Below are 15,332 nucleotides of genomic sequence, written 5' to 3' on the forward strand. Positions count from 1 at the left end.
CCTAGCGCCCGCTGGTGATGCACTGCATCAGGTAGGTGCCGTAGCCGGACTTGACCAGAGATTCGGCATGACGCATGAGTTGCTCATCAGTGATCCAGCCGTTTCGCCAGGCGGTCTCCTCGATGCAGCCGATCTTGTGGCCGGTGCGATCCTCAATCACGCGAACGAATTCACCGGCATCCTGCAGGCTTCTGAACGTTCCGGTGTCCAGCCAGGCGGTGCCTCGCTCAAGCACGGTGACCGTCAAAGTGCCGGCCTGCAAGTAGTGGTCGTTCACTGAAGTGATCTCAAGTTCTCCGCGCGCGCTCGGCTTGATGGTCTTGACGACATCGACGACGGTCTCGTCGTAGAAATAGAGCCCCGGAACTGCGAAGTGACTCTTGGGCGAAACAGGCTTTTCCTCAATTGAGATCGCCACACCGTCGGCGTTGAACTCCACCACGCCGTACTCGGATGGATTAGCCACCTCATATGCGAAGACATTGGCGCCGACTTGATGCGTGAGGGCAGCGAGCTTGTTGCCAAGGCTTGGGCCGTAGAACAGATTGTCGCCGAGTACGAGCGCGGCTTGGTCACCCGCGAGAAAGTCAGCGCCGATCAGGAATGCCTGAGCCAGACCATCAGGTCTTGGCTGCACCGCGTATTGAATGCTCATCCCCAGATCAGCACCATCGCCGAGCAGGCGCGAGAAGCTTTCGGCGTCATCTGGGGTGGTGATCACCAGGATCTCGCGCAGCCCCGCGCCCATCAGGGTGTCCAGGGGGTAATGGATCATCGGCTTGTCATAGACCGGCAGCAATTGCTTGCTGACGCCCTTGGTAATTGGCCACAGTCGACTGCCTGTGCCGCCAGCCAGGATGATGCCCTTCACGCCAGACCCCCTTGTAAGTCGCGCAAGGCTATTGCCTTGTGCCAGGGCGCAGCCCCTGCAGTCCGGCCTTGGCCTTGGCCCAGCGATCGTCTTCGACGATCAGCCCAAGGGTGAGGTTGACCGCCACCCGTCGAAGGGTGCGCAAGGCGTGAATAGGCGATTGCCGGAATTCGGCCGGAGCAAGTTTGAGTCGATTGCGGACCATGGTGGTTCGGCGACCAGGGCTGTGGCCGGTCGCCAGCACCGTGCGCCCCAGAATGCGAATCTGACGAGCCGAGCCAAGATGATGCGAAAGGCAGACGCCGGGGGCCAGTACCACGCGCAGACCACGTTCACGCAAGCGCAAGCAGGCGGCGGCGTCTACCGCATCGATGCCAAGTGATTCATCAAAGCCGCCGACAGCGCGCATGTCGGTGATTGACCACAGAGATCCGGTCTGAATGACCTCGTGAGTGGTCATGAAGCCATCGCTGTGTTGGGTGGGATACGAGAGCCGGCCGCTGGCGTCGTCGATATGCTCCGCGGCCACCACCCCGACGCCGTCCCTGGCCCAGGGCAGAACCGATTCCACGTAGCCGGCGGGAAGTGCGGTGTCCTGGTCAACGGTCAGGAGCCAGGTAGCTCCCTGCTCCTCGGCGAACGCCAAGCCGTCGTTGAGCCCCCGGGCGATGCCCTCGTTGCGCTGATGCCGCACGACATCCACGCCCAGTTGCCCGACCTCGCGCAGCACTGGATCAAAGGTGACTGGGGAGGCATCATCGGAGACCAGTACTGGCAGACCAGCGGCCTGCAAGCCCGCAATCAGAGCCATAAGCGAGGCGGAGTCTGGCCTGAAAGTCGGCACGACGACGGCCACGGTCACGCAGTGAGTCTATGGGCGCAGCCGCTAGGCTTTGGATATTCAGTCTTGCGGGACAGGCTCTTGACTTGTCCGCTATCCGGTCGGAGGAAGTCTTGACGGACGCCAAGCGCGCGCTCATCACTGGTGTGACGGGCCAGGATGGCTCCTACATGGCAGGGCAATTGCTCGCCAAGGGGTATGAAGTCCACGGCGTTGTTCGTCGGTCGAGTTCCTTCAACCGCGGTCGTATTGATCACCTGCACCATGACGAGCACATTCCAGGACAGAACCTGCACCTGCACTACGGCGATGTCACCGATGCTGCCCGCATGCATGAACTCGTGCGCATGATCAGCCCGCACGAGATCTACAACCTGGCAGCGCAGTCGCATGTGCGCGTCAGCTTCGATGAACCACTGCACACCGCGATGGCCAGCGGCATCAGCACACTGAACCTGCTGGAGGCCATCCGCAGCCACGACACCAGCATTCGCTTCTATCAGGCCAGCACCAGTGAGATGTTCGGTGCCAGCCCGCCGCCGCAGAATGAGGACACGCCGTTCTATCCGCGCAGTCCCTACGGGGCGGCCAAGGTCTACAGCTACTGGATCACGCGCAACTATCGCGAGGCCTATGACATGTTCGCGGTCAATGGCCAACTCTTCAATCATGAGTCACCGCGTCGCGGTGAAACCTTCGTCACCCGCAAGATCACCTTGGCTGTGGCCAACATCGTCAAGGGCAACATGAGTGAACTGTGGATGGGCAATCTGGATTCCATTCGCGACTGGGGCTATGCACCTGAGTACACCGATGGCATGTGGCGGATGCTGCAGGCCAATGAGCCCGAGGATTTCGTACTGGCCACCGGCTCGGCCTACACGATCAAGGACTTCCTGGAGTTCTCCTTTGCCCACGTCGGCTTGAACTGGCAGGACTACGTGAAGTTCGATCCCAAGTTCCTGCGCCCGACAGAGGTCGACCAGTTGATCGGCGATGCATCCAAGGCCAAGAGCAAGCTCGGTTGGCAGGCCAAGGTCCTGCCGCCAGAACTGGCCAAGATCATGGTTGACGCTGACATCGCTCGTCTTGATGGCGCCCCCGAGGGCAAGTTCTAGCTCGCTGACCATCATCAACAGCGAGGACTGAAATGAAAGCGCTGATCACTGGGGTTGCTGGGCAAGACGGCACCCTGCTCTCGCAGATGCTGTTGGCCGACGGCTATGAGGTCGTCGGTCTGGTGAAGCCGGGTCACGACACCTCCACCTTGCTTCGATACGCACCTGACCTGACGGTGCTTGCCTGCGATCTGGGCGATCCGGTGGCTCTGGAGCAGCTCATCCTTGATCAGCAGCCCAAGCAGATCTACAACCTCGGCGGGATCAGTTCCCTCCTGGAGGCGGCCGAGCACCCCGACATCACGCAGCGCATCAATGTCGGGGCTGTTGAGTCGATCCTGTCGGCCGCCAAGCAGCTAGCGCAGCAGAACATGCCGCTTCGTTTTGTGCAGGCCGCCTCAGGCACGGTCTTTGAAGGCACCGAGATCTCCCCGCAGAACGAGCACACTCCACGTTGCCCGTTGACTCCTTATGCGGTGGGCAAGGCCCAGACTCTTGAACTCATCGACGTGGCACGCGCTGATGGCCTGTTCGCGACGGCGGCGATCTTGTACAACCACGAATCCCCTCTGCGTGGCGAGGGCTTCGTCACGCGACGCATCACTCAGGCTGTTGCCCGCATTGCAGCGGGGCAGCAGGAGTTCCTGGAACTGGGCAACCTGGACGTCTCACGCGATTGGGGCTGGGCCCCGGACTATGTCCGCGCGATGCGCCTGATGCTGGCGGCAGATTCCCCCCACGACTACGTCCTTGGCACCGGCGAGAGCCGTGAACTCACCGACTTCATTGCCTTGGCCTTCAAGGCAGCCGGCATCAGTGACTGGCAGTCAGTGGTGCGATCAAATGATGATCGTCGTCGCCATACCGATCCCGCCCTGCTTCGAGGGGACAGCGCTCGGGCCTACGCCGAACTGGGCTGGCAGCACACCAAGAGCTTTGAAGAGATGGCACGCAGCATGGTGAAGTACGACCAGTTGCTGCTTGACGACCCGACAGCCCTCTGGCACGAGGCCTAAATCGGCGTGAAGCCCTACGCTCAACTCTCGTGACAGCCCGGAAGATCTCCTATGCCCAAAACGGCGAGGACATCCGTGTGTGGCGCGCCTTCCGTGAATTGCCGAGCAGCGGTCTGACCTACGTTGATGTGGGCGCCAATGAGCCTCGCCATCTGAGCATCACTGCGAGCCTGTATGACTTGGGTTGGCGCGGCCTGTTGATTGAGGCGGATCCAGAGCATGCAGCGCAACTGCGCATTCATCGACCTGCAGACGTCGTCGCGGAGTGCGCGGCGGCTGACCAAGACGGGGAGTTGGTGTTCCACCGAGTGCCGGGTACCGGACTTGGGAGCCTGGACAGTGCTGAAGCGCAGGAAGCAGTAGCCCGAGGCTTTGAAACCAGCACCATTCAGGTCCCAGCGCGCAGACTCAGCGCAATACTTGACGATGCGCAATATGCGCAGATGCACTTCATGTCCATCGACGTGGAAGGCGCCGAAGCCAGCGTGCTGGCCGGCCTTGATCTGCACCGACACCGCCCGTGGGTGCTGTGCATTGAATCAGTGCTGCCCGGTACGAGCGTTCGTTCCCATGAGCAGTGGGAGCCCCAGCTGCTCGAAGCCGACTACGCATTCGTCTGTTTTGATGGAGTGAACTCGTGGTACGTCGCCACTGAGCACGCACAGCTCGCCGTAGCGCTGGCCATTCCCTTCAATGCCATTGACGCAGGGGCCGACGGTTGGATTCAGATCGAAGATGCGCAACACATGGAGCGCGCTAATCGAGCAGATATTCGCCGCGCCTGGCAGCGTGAGCTGCTGCTGCATGACATCGACAACGAAGTACCGGTGTCTGAATACGAGAAGCAGATCGGTGAGTTGCGCGGTGCGTTGACCCAGGTCGAAGGCTCACGCACGTGGAAGATGGCGCGAAAGGCGAGCAAGGGCGCCCGTATTGGGCAGTTCAAACTGCGCCAGGGGCTTGCACATCTGCCTGGCCCGGTCCGCACTTCACTCGTGCGCAGCCGACACCTCAAGCATGTAATCATCAATCAAGGTCACCTCACTGATCCGGCCTACCTCGGCAAGCCTCCCGTTGACGATGTTCGTTGGATCAATGGTGAGAACAAGCCGGCCAAGCCTGCGGGCGGGTTTGAGCTGGAGTCATTGACCGTTGAGTCTGCGGACGCAGCGAAGGCGTGGCTGGACGCCGGGCCCTATGACTCCGATGTCATGCTGAACTCGCGTACTGACAATCATGGAGATGAGATCGGCAGGCTCGCAGCGGCCTTGCGCTTGCGTCTGAAACTTGAACAGTTGGACGCCGGTACGACAGTGGCGGGCAATCGAATCCTGTTCGACGCTCGCAGTCTGCAGACGTCAGCATTCGGAGCGCGTGGCATTGGCCGCTTTGCGCTCGCAGCACTTCGCAGTGCGCGAGAGTCGACGACCGAAGCCGAACTGGTGCTGCTGATCGACCCCGCCCTTGAGCAACTGCCACCTGAGCTGGCAGGCAATTGCCGTCAGATCGTACGAGTGCGCGCAGACCAAGCTGCTGAATTCAGTCTGCTGATCCAACCCTCCCCGATGACCGCCAGCGCCGAGCCACTGGTGGCCCTGTTGCTCAGCAATGCGCATAAGTTGGCTCTGGTCTTTGACTTCATCCCTATGCACTACCCGACGATCTATCTCAACAATCTGGCAGCTCGTGCGGAGTACGCCGCAGGGCTGGATGCGCTGCGCAAGTACGACGAGTTCGTGTGCATCTCGCTGCTGGCAGAGCAGGAGTTGCGATCGTGGATCAGTCCTTCCCGCGCCTCGTCGATCCTGACAAGCGTTGCTTGGCCGCGCGATGTATTCCAAGCTGCAGAGCAGTCCTCGGGTGCCCAGGTCCGCAACGGGCCAATCGTGGTGATGACCGGCGATGAGCCACGCAAGAACACCTATGGCGCACTGGCGGCCATCGGTGCGGCTACCGCAGGTGGCAGTGAGACTCGAGAAGTTGTCGTCCTTGGCATGGCTGGTCAGCAGACACGGGTGCATCACTGGTCGATTGCGGCAGCATTTCGACCTGGCGAGGCGATCACCTTGGATCGAGTCTCCGATGAGCAGATGCATGCCCTCCTGCAGGCAACTGAGCTCGTTGTCGTGGCCTCCTTCGACGAAGGACTGTCGCTGCCGATCATTGAGGCCCTGAGAGCGGGGGCACCTGTCGTTGCCTCGGATATTCCGGCGCACCGTGAACTCATTGGATCTGACTCCTACCTCGCGCCACCGGCTGACATTGCAGCGCTGGCACGGGCTATCCGCCGCCATCGCGGCAAGGGCGCAACTGCGCGCCGGGAGATCCAGATTCTCAAGCGGCATGCGCACGATGAGCTTGAAGAGACGATCTCCAACCGCATTCGATCGCGAAGTACCCGTACCGATGGCGTCACCGTTGCCAACACTGTGCCGGAACACAGGCAGCAGCTCAGCATCGGCATTGGCACGCCTTGGCTGCCCCAGAAGTCAGGCGTCGCGGATTTCTCCGCCGCGGTGACTGTGGAGCTGGCGAAGTTGGCCGACGTGACGGTGTACACGACAACAGACGCCAAGGTTGACGGGCTCAAGCACGCAAACATCGATGCAGTGCTCGCCGATGGACATGACCACGATGTCTTCGTCTGTGTCGTCGGCAACTCGCATTTCCATGTGCCCTACATCGAAGCCCTGCGCACTATTGATGCTGTTGCTGTGGCCCATGACACGCGCATGGTCGAGTACTACATGGCGATGCGCGGTCAGGGCGGGGTCGAGCAGGTCATGACGCGCGGTTCCCAGCAGTCCGGTCTGGACCCATCTCTTGACGATCAGATCGACGACATGAGATTGCTGCAGAATGCCGGCTTCTGGGAGATCGCGCATCAGGCGCAGATGCTGGTGCTGCATTCGCCAAGTGCTGCGCCGCGCATTGAGCAGGAGACCGGCATTGCAGCGCGCGTGCTGCCATTTGCCAATCAACGAGTGCCGGACATCGCACACATCACTGAAGAAGTGCGGGCAGCTGCCCGAGCGCGACTTGGCTTTGACCCTGAACTCGTGCACATCGGCAGTTTCGGCTACGTCGATCTTCGAACCAAGCTCACAGACGTCGTCGTTGAAGCTGCTGCCTGGCTGAGCCAATGGGGGCATCGGGTCAGCGTCCACCTCGTTGGGGCGGCCTCCGACGAGGAGGTCCGGATGCTCACCAAGCGAGCTGAGGAGGCGGGCATTGCTGAATTCGAGATCACTGGCTTCGCCAGCGAATCGCAGTTCCGTGATTACCTGCTTGCGGTTGATCTCGGCGTGCAGTTGCGGGTCAGCCCACTCTTGGGAGTCAGTGGACCGCTGAGCGATTTGGCCGCCTTTGGCACAACGAGCATTGCCAGTTCTGGCCTGGCCATAGATGTCGGCACTCCGGCCTACGTTGATCGGCTGCCAGATGATGTGAGTTCACTCATGGTTGCTGAGGCGATTGAATTTCGATTGATGCACCCCATCGATGCTGAGCTGCGCGAGAGTCAGCGTCGCGAGTATCTGGAAGCCATGTCACCCGCGCGATACGCCAGGAACTTGCTTGCCTTGCTTGAAGAAGTCGCGCAGGGTCAGCGATGACCTACGTCGGCATTGATATCGAGCAGTTCACACATGATCCCTACGGCACGGGGATCCAGAGGGTCTTGCAGTATCTGGCGCGATGCTGGCCGGCAAGCCAAGTGCAGGCGGACTTTGTCGTGCCCAACCCCGCTCGTTCGGGTGAGTTTCTGCTGCTCTCACCGGACCAGGCTGTTGCGCTGATTGCCATTGCCTTTGAGCACCGTGAGCCCGACAGTGATGTGCAGGGCTTGGTCCGCGAGAAGTTGGCTGCTTTCGTTGAAGAACGTGAAGTCACAACTGTCAAGCTTGGTGATCTTGTCAGCCTTTATGACTCCTGGCTGCTCCCTGAGGTGTCCTACCTCCCTAGCGTGCTCGAGCGCTTCGAGATCTTCCGTCGCTGCATGCACACCGTCATGATCGGCTACGACACCTTGCCGATGACCGAACCAGCGAACTATCGATTCAAGCCCGGCAATGCCGCTTGGGTCAGCGAGTATTTCAGGATGCTGGCAGTGGCTGATGCCGTCGTGTGTATCAGCGACTACGCACGTGATTCGATTCTCGATCGATTGCGGCGCGATCGAGCTCTGCCGATATTCGTCGCGCATCCGGGTGGAGACCATCTGGATGTGCGGGGCAAGAAGCCAAGCCGCAGAACGAGATTCGTGCGACTGGGCACTCTTGAGGCGCGCAAGCAACCCCTGGAGATCCTCGGCGGATTCAAGGATGCTGCCGATGCCGGCCTTGATGCTGAGTTGCTGTTCATCGGGAAGAAATCCTCGTCCGATGAAGCCATCAACCAGGCACTGCTTGCCGCAATTGATGCGGGTTACCCGGTTACCTGGGTGCAGGGTGCCTCCGATGAAGAGGTCTACGAACTCGTCAATGGAAGCGACCTGTTCCTGTCCATCGGCATCGAGGGCTATGGCATACCGGTCCTGGAAGCTATTCGCCTGGGCGTGCCTGTGATCTTTGCTGGAGTGCAGCCCGCTGGGGAGCTGATGCAAGGACATGGGGCGCGGCGCATTGATGCAGCGACGCGAAGCCAGCTGCAAGAGGCGTTCCTGCGTTTTGGTTCGCAGGCTGCGCGCGAAGAACTGGCTGAAGAACTGGATTCCGTTGCTGTGCCGACGTGGACGCAGTTCGCATTGCAGGTAGCCGCCGCAACGACGTACTAATGCAAAGAGCTAGCTGAACAGCGCTGTATCGAGCCGACTCAGGTTGGCATGCCAGTCAGCTCGGCTGCGCACAAGAGCAAGAGCTGCGTCCGTGCGCCTCGTGACATCCATTGTCAAAGCCTGCGACACAGCCGCCGCCAATTGCGTCACCGAGCCCACGTGAAACAGGAAGCCGGTGTTCGGGCTCACCCAGCTCAAGTTGCCAGGAGAGTCAGAGACGATCACTGGTGTGCCGCAGGCCATCGCCTGCAGCAGGGTCACGGAGGTGCCATCAACCTCCGAAGCACTGACGTAGCCGACGCTGGCGCGCATCAATTCAGCCACCTGGCCCTCGTCAACGGATGCAATGAAGAACACCTGCTCATCAAGACCGAGTTCAGTCACCTGAGCCCGCAATTGTGGAGTGAGTGAACCTGAATGTCCGATGAGCAGCACCAGGTCCGCGTGATCCCCGTGCACTTGGCCGAAGGCGTTGATGATCTCGTCAATGCGGTAGATGGGCTCATGGGCTCGCAGTGAGAGCAGTACCCGGCTGGTGACTTTGATCGGCAGTGCACTCAGGTCAAAGAGCGGTCCTTGGGGTGTGAAGCGCTCCAGATCAACACCCCACGGCAGGAAGGTCAGCTGCGACTGGCTCATCCCGCATTGCAAGGCGATGTGCATCGTGGGGTCGGAGTCCACGATGAGTCCGCTGAGCTGTGGAAGCCAGGCCAGATCGTCCTGGGTCTGCAGCTCATGCAGATCAAAGCCCCAGGAGAGTCCCACGACCCTGGGCAGGTCGTGTTGCACGGTCAAATGGCGAGTGACGCTTGTCAGTGGCCCAGCGAGCACCGGGAGCGAGCCGGCAGACGCGCGAACTACTGCATTGCGGAAGTCGTTGAGCTCAACATCGCGTCCCAGCACGACGATTGCCGGTTCGTGTCCGAGCTCACGCAGGGCATTCGTCCAGCGCAGATCATGCAAGCCCCAACTCGCGCTTGCATAGACGCAGTCAGCAGTCATTGGTCACGATTGATCACGCGGAGAGATCGGACCAGTGCAGTTCCTGACCAAATTCCAGATCTCGCGTCAGAGCTCGGCCAATGACGGCTTCGAATTCGTGGGCCGGAATTGCATCTCGTGGAGCTGGGCGCAGGACCTCGACATCGCTGGGACTCAGGACGGTGCCAGCGAGCAGGGGGCGAGCAGCGCGCACGCAACGTCGCTGCAGCACAACGGTTTCCTGCTCATTGGGCTCGACCTGCTTGCTGCCCGTTCCGAGCGCAGCTTCCAGCATTCGGGTGTCATCGACCATTGCGCGCCAGCCGATCGGATCCAGTGAGAATCCGTGATCGGGTCCGCTACGGGTGGTGTCATCCGTGAAGTGCTTTTCGACTGCCCGAGCGCCCAGGCTCACTGCGCCCAGCACTGTCACGTGACCTGGTGTGTGGTCAGAGAGGCCGAGGGTGACATCTGGGTACATGGCGGCGAACTGCGTCAGCACCCGCAGATTCACATACTGGATGTTCTCAATTGACCCGGTGTAGTTGGTGTTGCATTGCATCAGCACGACCGGCACGCTCAGCGCCTGCAGCAGTTCCATCGCACGCTCGACATCGTCGAGATCTGCAGCACCGGCAGCAATCAGCACCGGCTTTCCGAGCTTGGCGATTGCCTCGAGCTCTTCGAGCCAGTTGATGTCACCGGAGCCCACCTTGAATGCGCGCACATATGGGTTCAGGTGCGCGACGGCTTCGAGGTCATAGGGCGCTGACATGAATTCGATCCCGAGATCCTGAGCATGCGCGGCCAACTTCTGCGTCCAGTCCCAGGAGACTGCAGCGTCCTCGTAGACCTCGAAGACGGACTTCTTCCAGCTCGACTGATGAGACTGCTGTCCGCCCAGGGAGCGGAAGCCGTAGTCAGAGACGATGTGGGCAGCTCGGAAGTGCTGGAACTTGGCGCAGTCAGCCCCGGCATCGCGAGCCAGGGTCATCAGCGCCAGGGCACGATCAAGATCGCCGTCGTGATTGGCCGCGATATCGGCAATGAAGTAGGTCGGTTGATCGGGACCGATGAGTCGGTCGCCCAATTGGAACGTGGTCACACATGCCTCCGCACTCAGGTTGCAGGCAATCGTACGGAGAAGGAGAAGGATGCGCGATCAACTGTGGTCTGCGAGCCAACTGGGCCCTACGTAAGATGCGTGCGTGCGGAGCAGAGCTTGGTGGCTACTCCCCATCGCCTTTTTCATCATGTGCTCCGGCTGGGCAGTGACTTCGCCGGTTGGATCGGCCCCCGACGACGACTACCACCTCAGTTCGATCTGGTGTGGCCGTGGAATTCAAACGGGAGTCTGCGAGCAGGACCCGGCCTATCCGGACACCTTCAAGGTGCCAAGAAACGTGGTTGATGCCTCGGACTGCTTCCGATTCCTCCCAGGTCAGACGGCTCGCTGCCAATGGGCCACCCGGGAAGACGCCACGATGGTGTGGACTGAACGGGTCAATGACATCCAGGGCCTGTATCCCCCAGGCTTCTACAAGGTCATGTCAGTGTTTGTCGGCCCCAATGTTGAGCGCTCGGTGGTCGCGATGCGCCTGTTCAACGCCTTGCTGGCCGCGCTGCTGATGGCCGCGATCATGCGGCTGACGCCCAAGGGGATCGCTTCGGCGGCAATGATCGCGATCCCGGTGAGCTTCATTCCGCTTGGCATCTTTGTGACGGCCTCGACCAATCCGAGTGCCTGGACCATCATCGGGCTCGCTGGCTACTGGGCATTTGCGCTGGCTTGGCTCCATCGAGGGGACCCGCTTGGCCCGGATGCTGACGCCCCCGAGGACCCCCAGAAATTCGACCGCCGGGGCGCGCTGTTGGGCGCCGGCACCTTCATCTGCGCCTTCTTGGCCATGAGCAGTCGGGTGGATTCCAACGTCTACGTAGTGCTGGCCACCCTGGTGGTCCTCACGATGCATGGCTGGCGCAAGGCCAGGCGTCAGCCCGTTCGGCTTGTGAGTCTGGTCCTGCTCTGCCTGCTGGCTGTGGTGCTGTACTTCACTGTCTCTTCCGCAGCCCTGCTCGGCGCGGGCGGTGGAGCAGGTGTCACTGGCGATGAGGATTCTGGATTCGGATTGCTGCTCACCAACATCACGCAGTTGCCCCAGCTCTTTGAAGGCATCGTTGGTGGCTCGCTGGGGTGGTTCGACACCAACATGCCAGCGATCGTCACGTTCATCGGAGTGATGGCTGTTGGAGCCCTGCTCTATCGCGGTCTGGCGCAGGCGAGTACTCGGCAGATCGTTGCGATGTCGATGGCGGTGAGTGCACTGGTACTCATTCCGCTGGCCTACCTGCAGTCGCAGCGCCTCAATGTGGGTGAGCTGGTGCAGCCGCGCTACATCCTGCCCCTGCTCACCATCTTGATCGCCACGGCTTGTCTGAGCTCCAACCCGCTTCGCCGGCTGAATCTGCCCAAGGCGCCGGCCATCACCATCGGTGCACTGCTCTCGATCAGTGCCTGCGTTGCCTATTGGGTCAACATCCAGCGCTACATCGCCGGGCAGTTCCATCCCTTGATCGAGGCAACCCTGCCCATCAAGTGGAGTCCGCTGCTGCACGCTCCACTCATCCCAGTGAGCATCGTGACCGCTTTGGCGACGATCGCGTGGGTGATGGGTATCTTCCTTTGGGCCAGAACGAGCAAGGATCGCGAACACTTCTAGCGCTGACAGTGCGCCCGTCCCGCATCGGGCGGAGCATCCTGTGGACTACCGTTGTGGCTCGTGACATCCCTGCGTACTTTGGTTGCGATCCCGGCTTGGAATGAGTCTGGGTCGATCGTGGGGGTCATTACCAAGGTTCGCGAGCACCGTCCGGACGCTGACATTCTGGTGGTCAGTGATGGCTCCACGGATGACACTGCTGCACTGGCCAAGGCTGCCGGGGCCACCGTTGTCACCCTGCCATTCAATGTTGGCGTGGGCGGTGCGATGCGCACGGCCTTTCTGTATGCCAAGCGCGAGGGCTATGGCGCGATGGTGCAGGTGGATGCCGATGGCCAGCACGATCCAGCCGATCTGGATCGCGTCATCGATGGGCTATCCGAGGCTGATGTTGTTGTGGGCACCCGCTTCCATCCGAATTCGATGTACTTCGTCGGTGGTCCGCGCCGCTGGGCGATGGTGCTGCTGTCACGCTCCCTGAGTCGGATGAATCGCGGCACGATCTCTGATCCCACCTCTGGCTTTCGCAGTGCGGGTCCAAGAGCGATTGACCTGTTTGCCGTGGAGTACCCGGCTGACTATCTCGGCGACACCGTGGGCTCCTTGTCCATCGCGATTCGCAATGGTCTTGTGATCCATGAGACTCCAGTGACCATGTACTTCCGCCAAGCGGGCCGTCCCAGCAAGAACGCGATCTGGTCGGCGCTGTACCTGGGCCGGGCCACCCTTGCCATCATCGCCACCACTACCCGAGCCCGACGCACTCCGAAGGCAGATGCTGCGTGACCGCCAATGTGCTGGCCGGCATCACGGCAATCGTCACCTTCATCTTCGTCTTCAGCCTGCTGCGTCGTGGAGCGCTGCGCGAGAAGTACGCCGTGCTCTGGCTCTTCTTCTCTGGTGCTTCGCTCTTCTTTGCAGTGGTGCCTGGTGCACTTGATTGGTTCGCAGATCTGGTAGGCGTCGCAACACCGGTGAACTTGCTCTTCTTCGTCACCGTCGTCCTGCTCGTGCTCGTCAGCGTTCAGTTGAGCTACGAGTTGAGTCGCCATGAGATGCGTATTCGCCGGCTGGCTGAAGAGGTGGCTTTGCTGCAGGAAGAAATCGAGCAACTCCGGGAGCAGCGTGACAACTGAGGCAGTTCTGATCATTGCCTTCAACCGACCGGATCTGTTGCGCGTCCTTCTGGATCGCCTTCGGCTGGTGGAGCCTCAGAAGGTATTTGTGGCCATTGATGGCCCGCGAGCCACTCGCGAAGGCGAAGCAGGACGCGTGCAGGAATGTCGCGACTTGGTGGCGAGCATCGATTGGCCGTGCGAAGTCACCACAAAGTTCCAGGACGAGAATCTGGGCTGCGGCCTGGGTGTCTCAACCGCCATCAGCTGGTTCTTTGAGCATGTCGAGCGCGGCATCATCCTTGAGGACGACATCATTCCGGACCCGAGTTTCTTTCCCTACTGCACAGAACTGCTTGATCGCTATGAGCTTGATCAGCGCGTGTTCGCAATCTCCGGCTGCAATTTCGTGCCGGCAGACGCGCAGGAGCATCCAGAGCATGCCTACCGTTTTTCGCAGATCCCGCATATTTGGGGCTGGGCTACCTGGCGCAGATCCTGGCAGCAGCATCAGCTCGATATCGCCGGGTGGCGGTCGCGCCTGCCTATTCGCACGTTGTGGTCTCGGGTCGGACATTCAGTTCCGGCAACTGTCTATTGGACAGGGATCTTCGAACTGCTCGCCCGTAAGCAAGTCGATACGTGGGACGGCCAATTGGTGTTATCCAGCATGGTCTCGCAGCAATTGACAGCGACCAGCAACGTCAATCTGATTGAGAACATCGGATTCGGTGAGACGGCAACGCATACAGTTGAGGACCGTCAGGAACTCACCGCAGTGTGTGCAATGCAGTTGCCGACAGTGCCGGTATCTGTTGTAGTGGATCGCAAGGCAGATGAGTGGACGCGGATTCACCACTTCAACGCGACTTGGCGAGGGATGTTGGATCAGCTCGATGGTTACCGCAAGCAGCGCAAGAGGAGGAGATCGTGACGATCAGCCGAGGGCGTGCCCTGGTGACCGGAGGCGCGGGTTTCATTGGCTCGCACCTGTGTGAGCGTCTGCTCGACGATGGCTATGAAGTGCTCTGCGTCGACAACTACTACTCATCCACCAAGGACAACATCGCGCACCTGCTGGACAACCCGCGCTTCGAAGTGATGCGCCATGACGTGACTTTTCCGCTGTATGTCGAAGTGGACGAGATCTACCATCTCGCGTGCCCAGCCTCGCCGATCCACTATCAGCGTGACCCGGTGCAAACCACGAAGACTGCAGTGCACGGTTCGATCAACATGCTGGGCTTGGCCAAGCGCACCGGTGCCAAGATCCTGCTGACTTCGACATCGGAGGTCTATGGGGACCCACTCGTGCACCCACAGACCGAGGACTACTGGGGCAATGTGAACCCGATTGGCCCGCGCGCCTGTTATGACGAAGGCAAGCGAGCTGCTGAGACCCTCTTCTTCGACTATCACCGCCAGCACAATCTGCGCATCAAGGTGGTGCGACTGTTCAACACCTACGGGCCACGCATGCATCCGCATGATGGTCGGGTGGTGTCCAACTTCGTCGTAAGCGCGCTCAGTGGTGAGCCCATCACCATCTACGGCGAAGGCCAGCAGACTCGTTCCTTCTGCTACATCGATGATCTTGTCGACGGGCTCGTCGCAATGATGCAGTCGGCTGACGACGTCGTTGGCCCGATCAACCTCGGCAACCCCGGTGAGTTCACCATCGCGCAACTTGCCGAACTTGTCATCGAGCAGACCGGATCCGCATCGGAGTTGGCCTATCTGCCGCTGCCGCAGGACGATCCTGTGCGACGCCAGCCCGACATCACGCGTGCTGGTGAGGTGCTTGGCTGGAGCCCGACCATTGCGCTTTCGGACGGACTGGCCCGCACCATCGACTACTTCCGACTGACTCTGGGCTAGTGCTTGCACTCTGACGGA

At 60.6% G+C, this 15,332-nt stretch carries 13 protein-coding genes; 9 read left to right on the forward strand and 4 right to left on the reverse strand.

Annotated elements, in window-relative coordinates; all coding sequences use genetic code 11:
• Position 1: 1 nt before the first annotated feature.
• Both rfbA and Q8M73_02450 read right to left on the reverse strand, forming a co-directional pair.
• A complete protein-coding gene (rfbA, locus tag Q8M73_02445; protein ID MDP2287409.1) occupies positions 2 to 871 on the reverse strand; it encodes a glucose-1-phosphate thymidylyltransferase RfbA in 870 nt (289 codons plus the stop codon).
• Positions 872 to 899: 28 nt separating this feature from the next.
• Positions 900 to 1,733 (reverse strand): glycosyltransferase, encoded by an 834-nt coding sequence (locus tag Q8M73_02450; protein ID MDP2287410.1) that lies wholly within the window; start codon positions 1,731 to 1,733, stop codon positions 900 to 902.
• 65 nt (positions 1,734 to 1,798) lie between these two features.
• Here Q8M73_02450 and gmd point away from each other — a divergent pair, with 65 nt between their 5' ends.
• The 4 genes from gmd to Q8M73_02470 are packed head-to-tail and all read left to right on the forward strand — an operon-like array spanning position 1,799 to position 8,620.
• Positions 1,799 to 2,830: a GDP-mannose 4,6-dehydratase gene (gene gmd, locus Q8M73_02455; protein ID MDP2287411.1), complete on the forward strand. Its 1,032-nt coding sequence runs from the start codon at positions 1,799 to 1,801 to the stop codon at positions 2,828 to 2,830.
• A gap of 32 nt (positions 2,831 to 2,862) precedes the next feature.
• On the forward strand, positions 2,863 to 3,846 hold the full coding sequence (locus Q8M73_02460) for a GDP-mannose 4,6-dehydratase (GenBank protein ID MDP2287412.1): 984 nt from the start codon (positions 2,863 to 2,865) through the stop codon (positions 3,844 to 3,846).
• 29 nt (positions 3,847 to 3,875) lie between these two features.
• A complete protein-coding gene (locus tag Q8M73_02465) occupies positions 3,876 to 7,460 on the forward strand; it encodes an FkbM family methyltransferase (GenBank protein ID MDP2287413.1) in 3,585 nt (1,194 codons plus the stop codon).
• Positions 7,457 to 8,620, forward strand: coding sequence for a glycosyltransferase (locus Q8M73_02470; protein ID MDP2287414.1), 1,164 nt, complete (start codon positions 7,457 to 7,459; stop codon positions 8,618 to 8,620). Before Q8M73_02465 ends, Q8M73_02470 begins: the two co-directional genes overlap by 4 nt.
• 9 nt (positions 8,621 to 8,629) lie before the next feature.
• Here Q8M73_02470 and Q8M73_02475 read toward each other — a convergent pair whose 3' ends face one another.
• Positions 8,630 to 9,622 carry a glycosyltransferase gene (locus tag Q8M73_02475; protein ID MDP2287415.1) on the reverse strand — a complete coding sequence of 331 codons (993 nt, stop codon included), beginning with the start codon at positions 9,620 to 9,622 and terminating at the stop codon, positions 8,630 to 8,632.
• Positions 9,623 to 9,635: 13 nt separating this feature from the next.
• Positions 9,636 to 10,706 (reverse strand): N-acetylneuraminate synthase family protein, encoded by a 1,071-nt coding sequence (locus Q8M73_02480; GenBank protein MDP2287416.1) that lies wholly within the window; start codon positions 10,704 to 10,706, stop codon positions 9,636 to 9,638.
• 103 nt (positions 10,707 to 10,809) lie between these two features.
• Between Q8M73_02480 and Q8M73_02485 the strand changes: the two genes are divergently transcribed.
• Genes Q8M73_02485 through Q8M73_02505 form a run of 5 tightly spaced genes read left to right on the forward strand, consistent with a single transcriptional unit; the run spans position 10,810 to position 15,314 of the window.
• A complete protein-coding gene (locus tag Q8M73_02485) occupies positions 10,810 to 12,321 on the forward strand; it encodes a DUF2142 domain-containing protein (protein MDP2287417.1) in 1,512 nt (503 codons plus the stop codon).
• A 60-nt stretch (positions 12,322 to 12,381) separates the two neighbouring features.
• Positions 12,382 to 13,107, forward strand: a complete 726-nt coding sequence (locus Q8M73_02490) for a glycosyltransferase family 2 protein (GenBank protein ID MDP2287418.1) — start codon at positions 12,382 to 12,384, stop codon at positions 13,105 to 13,107.
• Positions 13,104 to 13,457 carry a DUF2304 domain-containing protein gene (locus tag Q8M73_02495; protein ID MDP2287419.1) on the forward strand — a complete coding sequence of 118 codons (354 nt, stop codon included), beginning with the start codon at positions 13,104 to 13,106 and terminating at the stop codon, positions 13,455 to 13,457. The genes Q8M73_02490 and Q8M73_02495 overlap by 4 nt, the downstream gene beginning before the upstream one ends.
• On the forward strand, positions 13,447 to 14,370 hold the full coding sequence (locus Q8M73_02500; GenBank protein ID MDP2287420.1) for a hypothetical protein: 924 nt from the start codon (positions 13,447 to 13,449) through the stop codon (positions 14,368 to 14,370). The genes Q8M73_02495 and Q8M73_02500 overlap by 11 nt, the downstream gene beginning before the upstream one ends.
• Positions 14,367 to 15,314 carry an SDR family oxidoreductase gene (locus Q8M73_02505; protein ID MDP2287421.1) on the forward strand — a complete coding sequence of 316 codons (948 nt, stop codon included), beginning with the start codon at positions 14,367 to 14,369 and terminating at the stop codon, positions 15,312 to 15,314. Before Q8M73_02500 ends, Q8M73_02505 begins: the two co-directional genes overlap by 4 nt.
• The last annotated feature ends 18 nt before the right edge of the window (positions 15,315 to 15,332 follow it).

It is taken from the genome of Actinomycetota bacterium (assembly GCA_030684515.1).
GTDB lineage: Bacteria > Actinomycetota > Actinomycetes > S36-B12 > S36-B12 > UBA11398.